At 48.9% G+C, this 5,087-nt stretch carries 5 protein-coding genes; 1 reads left to right on the top strand and 4 read right to left on the bottom strand.

Annotation, left to right across the window (positions count from 1 at the left end; all coding sequences use genetic code 11):
- Nucleotides 1-820: 820 nt before the first annotated feature.
- Entirely contained in the window at nucleotides 821-1,420 is a 600-nt protein-coding gene (locus B3D59_RS17975; protein WP_286822522.1) for an outer membrane lipoprotein-sorting protein, read from the bottom strand.
- A gap of 412 nt (nucleotides 1,421-1,832) precedes the next feature.
- Here B3D59_RS17975 and B3D59_RS17970 point away from each other — a divergent pair, with 412 nt between their 5' ends.
- Nucleotides 1,833-1,982: a hypothetical protein gene (locus tag B3D59_RS17970; RefSeq protein WP_286822521.1), complete on the top strand. Its 150-nt coding sequence runs from the start codon at nucleotides 1,833-1,835 to the stop codon at nucleotides 1,980-1,982.
- A 188-nt stretch (nucleotides 1,983-2,170) separates the two neighbouring features.
- Here the strand turns inward: B3D59_RS17970 and ahbD are convergent, their stop codons facing one another.
- The 3 genes from ahbD to B3D59_RS17955 form a co-directional block, all read right to left on the bottom strand.
- Nucleotides 2,171-3,274, bottom strand: coding sequence for a heme b synthase (gene ahbD / locus B3D59_RS17965; protein WP_286822520.1), 1,104 nt, complete (start codon nucleotides 3,272-3,274; stop codon nucleotides 2,171-2,173).
- Entirely contained in the window at nucleotides 3,274-4,251 is a 978-nt protein-coding gene (hemB, locus tag B3D59_RS17960; protein WP_286822519.1) for a porphobilinogen synthase, read from the bottom strand. Before hemB ends, ahbD begins: the two co-directional genes overlap by 1 nt.
- Nucleotides 4,251-5,087: radical SAM/SPASM domain-containing protein (locus B3D59_RS17955; protein ID WP_286822518.1), on the bottom strand; the 837-nt coding region annotated here is incomplete at its 5' end. The genes hemB and B3D59_RS17955, both read right to left, overlap by 1 nt.

Here is a 5,087-nt window from a genome sequence, read left to right as displayed (position 1 = left end):
CGTCAAGTGCTTTGTGACCATGGTATGACGTTGGATATAAAGGTTATCCGTAAACTAACCTATCGGTACGCAGACCGGGCCAGAGCAGAGCAACAAGCGAGTCGAATTCCATTAAATGATGGAGATACTCTTGAAGGTCGGCGAGTCGTTATAAGCACTGATGGTGGGCGCACACGGCTAAGAGAGAAGAAAAGAGGCCCAAAGACCCAAAAAGATAGAACCCGATTTCGTGGGGCGTGGCGAGAGCCCAAGCTTTTGATTATTTATGTGGTGGATGCTCAGGGAAAACAAGAAAAAAGTTTCTCACCATTTATTGATGGCTGTTTCAGCGGTCCGGATGGAATCTTTCACTTGTTAGAGGGTTATTTGAGATCCCTTCATATTCAGGCGTCAGACAAGATGCTGTTTGTCGCAGATGGAGCACATTGGATTTGGAATCGAATCCCCGGACTGATCAANNAACTTCTTGATTTTTACCATGCCGTGGAGCATTTGGGTACAGTTGCAGGCTTGAAGAAGACCTGGTCATCCAAGGAACGCAAACGCTGGGTATCAACACAGCGAGGTTTCCTGCTGAAAGGAAAAGCGGTTGACGTGGTCCAGGCCGTCCAGCTGCTTTGTCGAGGCAGACACAGTAAGGCCATCAAGACGGAACGGGATTATTTTGTGCGCAATGAAAGCAGGCTTGATTTCTTAACTGTAAAAGTGTTGAATTTACCTATTGGCAGCGGTGCTATTGAAAGTTCAATTCGTAGAGTGGTGAATTTACGTCTTAAAAGCCCATGCACTTTTTGGTATCGGGAGAATGCAGAAAAAATGATTATGCTACGATCATATTATAAAGCAGGGCGTTGGGATTGCCTGAAACATATGGCAAACACGCACAATCCAGTGCCCGCACCATGACCGGAAAAATGGGAATGCGCCCTACCACAGGTGCACCCGGTTTGGGAATCGATTTGATTTCATAGACTGTTATGCCGTTTTCTTGGGTGGTGGTCTCAATTTCATGGGTATAATCATTGAGAATGCTGTCCGCCTTGGACAGATCGTTGTTGGAAAAGTCAGAACCCATCCAGGACTGGGACATCATGGATGGCGGGATTTTGATCACCCGATTGATTTTCGGATTATATGTCCACATGTCACGGCCGATTTTCAACGTGCCGTTCCCCTTGTCTTTTTTGGGCGCCGTGATTTGGAAAATGGAATCATCCCTTCCCCTTGTCCAGGCCTTTATAACCGATGTCCGCTCCCAGTCCGTGCGATGCACGGTTATTTTTACCTGACTGACAGACGTTTTTCCCCGCATGTAATCCCACGCCTTGGATATAACGTCTAATGCCTGCAGTTCTTTCGCAAATGCCGGTGATGAGAAAAGCGCAAGGAATATTCCCGCAATGAATACTGTTTTTTTCATGTCAATCACCCTTTTATCCATTATTGATGAGATTGGCGTGCAAAATGTTGTCAAACAAAGGCTATGATCAGACTTTCCTGGCCTGTACCATGTAAAAATTAACTGGACAGCGCTGGGTTACGACCAGCAACATTTTGTAATGTTAAATGCATTTTTTGTAACTGGTCTTTGTGTATTAAAAGGGTGTTTTTTTAAAAAAATCTTTGAAATCATAATGTTATTGCCTTTGGTATGCCATTTGAATTGTCTGATATTGGCTTGATGCAGCAAACAATTGATTTGCTGCCGGCAGGTTATAATTCTGTATTAAAGGAGAAAAGAATGAAAAAAACAAAATCAATCTATTTTGTCGTTATAATCTTGACTTGTTTGATTTTCCCAACCATTAGCTCTGCACATCCATCGTCGAGGCATGAACGATTTAGACATGGTCCGCCACCACCCCCACCGTGGGATGAACGATTCATGCACTGTCCGCCGCCATATGGAGGATTCATGTACGGCCCACCGCCACCACGACATAGACGATTTAGGCACGATCCGCCATTACATGAACGATTAGTGATACCGATACCCATACCGATACCCATACCGTTACCACACAACCTGTTTTGACACGGTCTGTTACCGCCACAAGGGTTTAAGTTGTTTGGGAAAAAATAAATGCTGAAGATATAGAACTAAAGCATAGGGACTCGGATAAAATACCCCCCATTTTTATTGCCGATTTATCCGAGTCCCTTACGCTGTCTAATGCCGGGGCGGCTGATATGTGCACAAGGGCTCCTGGGCCAGGTAGTTGCCGGTGGCTTCGTATGCCCTGGCCCGGCATCCGCCGCATACCTGTTTGTATTCGCAGATGCCGCATTTGGGTTCAAGATTGTTGAAATCCCGCAATTTGTTAAACACCTCTGAATTTTCCCACACATCTTTGAAGTGCGTGGTTTTTATGTCTCCGCAGGTGACGTCTAAAAAACCGCAGGTCTGTACCCGGCCCACATGGGAGATAAAGCAGAATCCGGTCCCTGCAAGACAGCCCCTTGTGACCGCATCAAGCCCATGGGTTTCAAAGCTGACTTTTTTGCCATCGGCCTTGGCGCGCTGGCGCAAAATCCGGTAATAGTGCGGCGCACAGGTGGCTTTAAGCTGCAAAGAAGTTTTATCCCGCTGGTCGTAGAACCAGTTGAGGGTTTCTTCGTACTCCTTTGCATCAATGGCCGTATCCACAATGTATTTCCCTCGGCCCGTGGGTACCAGAAGGAAAATGTGGTGGGCCGCAGCCCCTAACGATTCTGCCAGGGCAAGGATGGCAGGAATTTCATTAAGATTGGTTTTTGTAATAACGGTATTGATCTGAAATTCCAGCCCGGCAGCCTTCGCGGTTTTTATGCCGTTTACTGCCCTGTCAAAAGCCCCGTCAAGACCCCTGAACGCATCATGGGAGGCAGCTGTCGAGCCGTCCAGACTCACGGAAATGCGCTTGATGCCGCTTTTGATAAGACGTTTCACATTGTCTTCATTGAGCAGGGTGCCGTTGGGGGCCATGACCATGCGAAGGCCGATTTTGTCTCCATAGGCGGCAATATCAAAGATATCATCCCTGAGCAGCGGCTCGCCGCCGGTGAGAATAATGATGGGTTGCCCCACCTCTCTGATCTGGTCAAGAAGTCTGAAAGACTCTTCCGTGGTAAGTTCGTCGTCGTATACATGATCTTCTGCAGCAGCCCGGCAATGTTTGCAGGTCAGATTACACCGACGGGTTGTCTCCCAGGCCACAAGTCGCAGGGTATTGTTTTTACCGCCGGCGTGGGGACCATCATGTCCCGCGGGGGGTATTTTATGGGGATGCGCCATCAGTTGTTCAGCTCCCTTGCCACATCAATGGCCGAGTAGGTCATGATGATGTCGGCTCCGGCTCGTTTGATTGATAACAGGGTCTCCATGATCATGGCTTTGCCATCCACCCATCCCATCATTTCAGCCGCCTTGATGATGGAATATTCACCGGATACGTTGTATGCAGCCACAGGCAGATCAATTTCTTCCCTGACCCTGTAAATGATATCCAGGTAGGAGAGTGCCGGTTTTACCATGATGATGTCTGCACCTTCCTCAATGTCCATGGTGGCTTCCCTGATGGCTTCAAGGGCGTTGGCCGGATCCATCTGGTAGGTTTTGCGGTTCCCAAATTTGGGTGCGGATTCGGCAGCTTCCCTGAAAGGGCCGTAAAAGGAAGATGCGTATTTTACGGCATAGGACATGATGGGCACATGGGAAAAGCCCTCGTCATCCAGGGTGCCTCTGATTTCAGACACACGACCGTCCATCATATCGGAAGGGGCTACCATGTCGGCGCCTGCCTGCACATGGGACAGGGCTGTTTTTGCAAGCAGATCCAGGGTGGAATCATTGTCAATGGTCCCGTCATCCATAACCATGCCGCAGTGACCGTGGTCCGTGTATTCACACAGGCAGACATCGGTGATGACGGTAAGATCCGGTACCTGTTCTTTGACGGCTGAGACGGATTTTTGAACGATGCCGTCATGGGCATAGGCCTGGGTGGCAAGGCAATCTTTTTTATGGGGAATCCCGAACAGCATGATGCCTGGAATGCCCGCATCTTTGGCTTGCTTTGCCATGGTGACAATATGGTCGATAGAGAGCTGGAACTGCCCGGGCATGGAATTGATGGGCTTTTTAACGGATTTGCCTTCAACGGCAAAAAGGGGAAGAATCAGATCGTCTCTGGAAAGCTTTGTTTCCCTGATCATCCGTCTGAAATTGTCCGTGGCCCGAAGCCGTCTGCCCCTGTATTCGGGAAACAGCATTATACATTCTCCTTTTTGATCTCTTCATCCGTAAGATAACAGGCAGGATCAGAATCCCAGGGATCATTGGCAACGGACTCAGCCCTGGCCCTGAAATTGCCTGCACAGATATCCAGCCACCGGCACTCTGAACAACGGCCTTTTACGTGTTTTTTCTTCTCTTTCATTTTCATCAAAAATTCGTTTTCAGGATCTGTCCATATTTCGCTGAAGGGTCTCTCTTTGATGTTGCCGAAACTGATCTCCCGCCAGAACTGATCCGGATGGACTTCACCATCCCAGGAGATGCAGCCGATGCCTCGACCCGAGTTGTTGCCTTCGTTCATCTCAAGCAGTTCCAGCACTTCGGCAGCCCGTTTGGGATCTTCCCTGAGCAGGCGCTGGTACAGGTAGGGCCCGTCTGCATGGTTGTCCACGGTGAGGATCTCCTTGGGTTTGTTGCGATCGTGAAGATCCCTGGTGCGGTCCATGATCAGGTCAAGCACTTCGCGGGTCTCCTCGTGGCTTAAATCCTCCTTGGCAATTTCCTGGCCGCGGCCCGAGTAGACCAGATGGTAGAAACAAGCCCTGGGAATATTTTTTTCTTCCAGCAGGTCAAAAATACCGGGGATGTCCTTTACGTTTCTTTTATTCATGGTGAAACGAAGTCCGACCTTAATACCTGCTTCCTGGCAGTTGTCAACGGCCTGCAATGCCTTTTCATAGGCACCGGGAACGCCTCTGAACATATCATGGGTGGCTTCAAGTCCGTCCAGGCTGATCCCCACATAGGAGAGTCCCACCTCTTTGAGCTGCTTTGCTTTCTCTTTGGTGATCAGGGTGCCGTTGGTGGAGAT

This window comes from Desulfobacter sp. UBA2225 (assembly GCF_002348205.1).
GTDB classification, from domain to species: Bacteria; Desulfobacterota; Desulfobacteria; order Desulfobacterales; family Desulfobacteraceae; genus Desulfobacter; species Desulfobacter postgatei.
Note: the sequence above shows the minus strand (reverse complement) of the source record. Positions and strands in the feature narration are given on the sequence as shown.

Coding starts and splice junctions, on each gene's coding strand:
- hemB (WP_286822519.1), bottom strand. CDS start 4,251: ATGCTGTTTCCCGAATACAGGGGCAGACGGCTTCGGGCCACGGACAAT.
- ahbD (WP_286822520.1), bottom strand. CDS start 3,274: ATGGCGCATCCCCATAAAATACCCCCCGCGGGACATGATGGTCCCCAC.
- B3D59_RS17975 (WP_286822522.1), bottom strand. CDS start 1,420: ATGAAAAAAACAGTATTCATTGCGGGAATATTCCTTGCGCTTTTCTCA.
- B3D59_RS17970 (WP_286822521.1), top strand. CDS start 1,833: ATGAACGATTTAGACATGGTCCGCCACCACCCCCACCGTGGGATGAAC.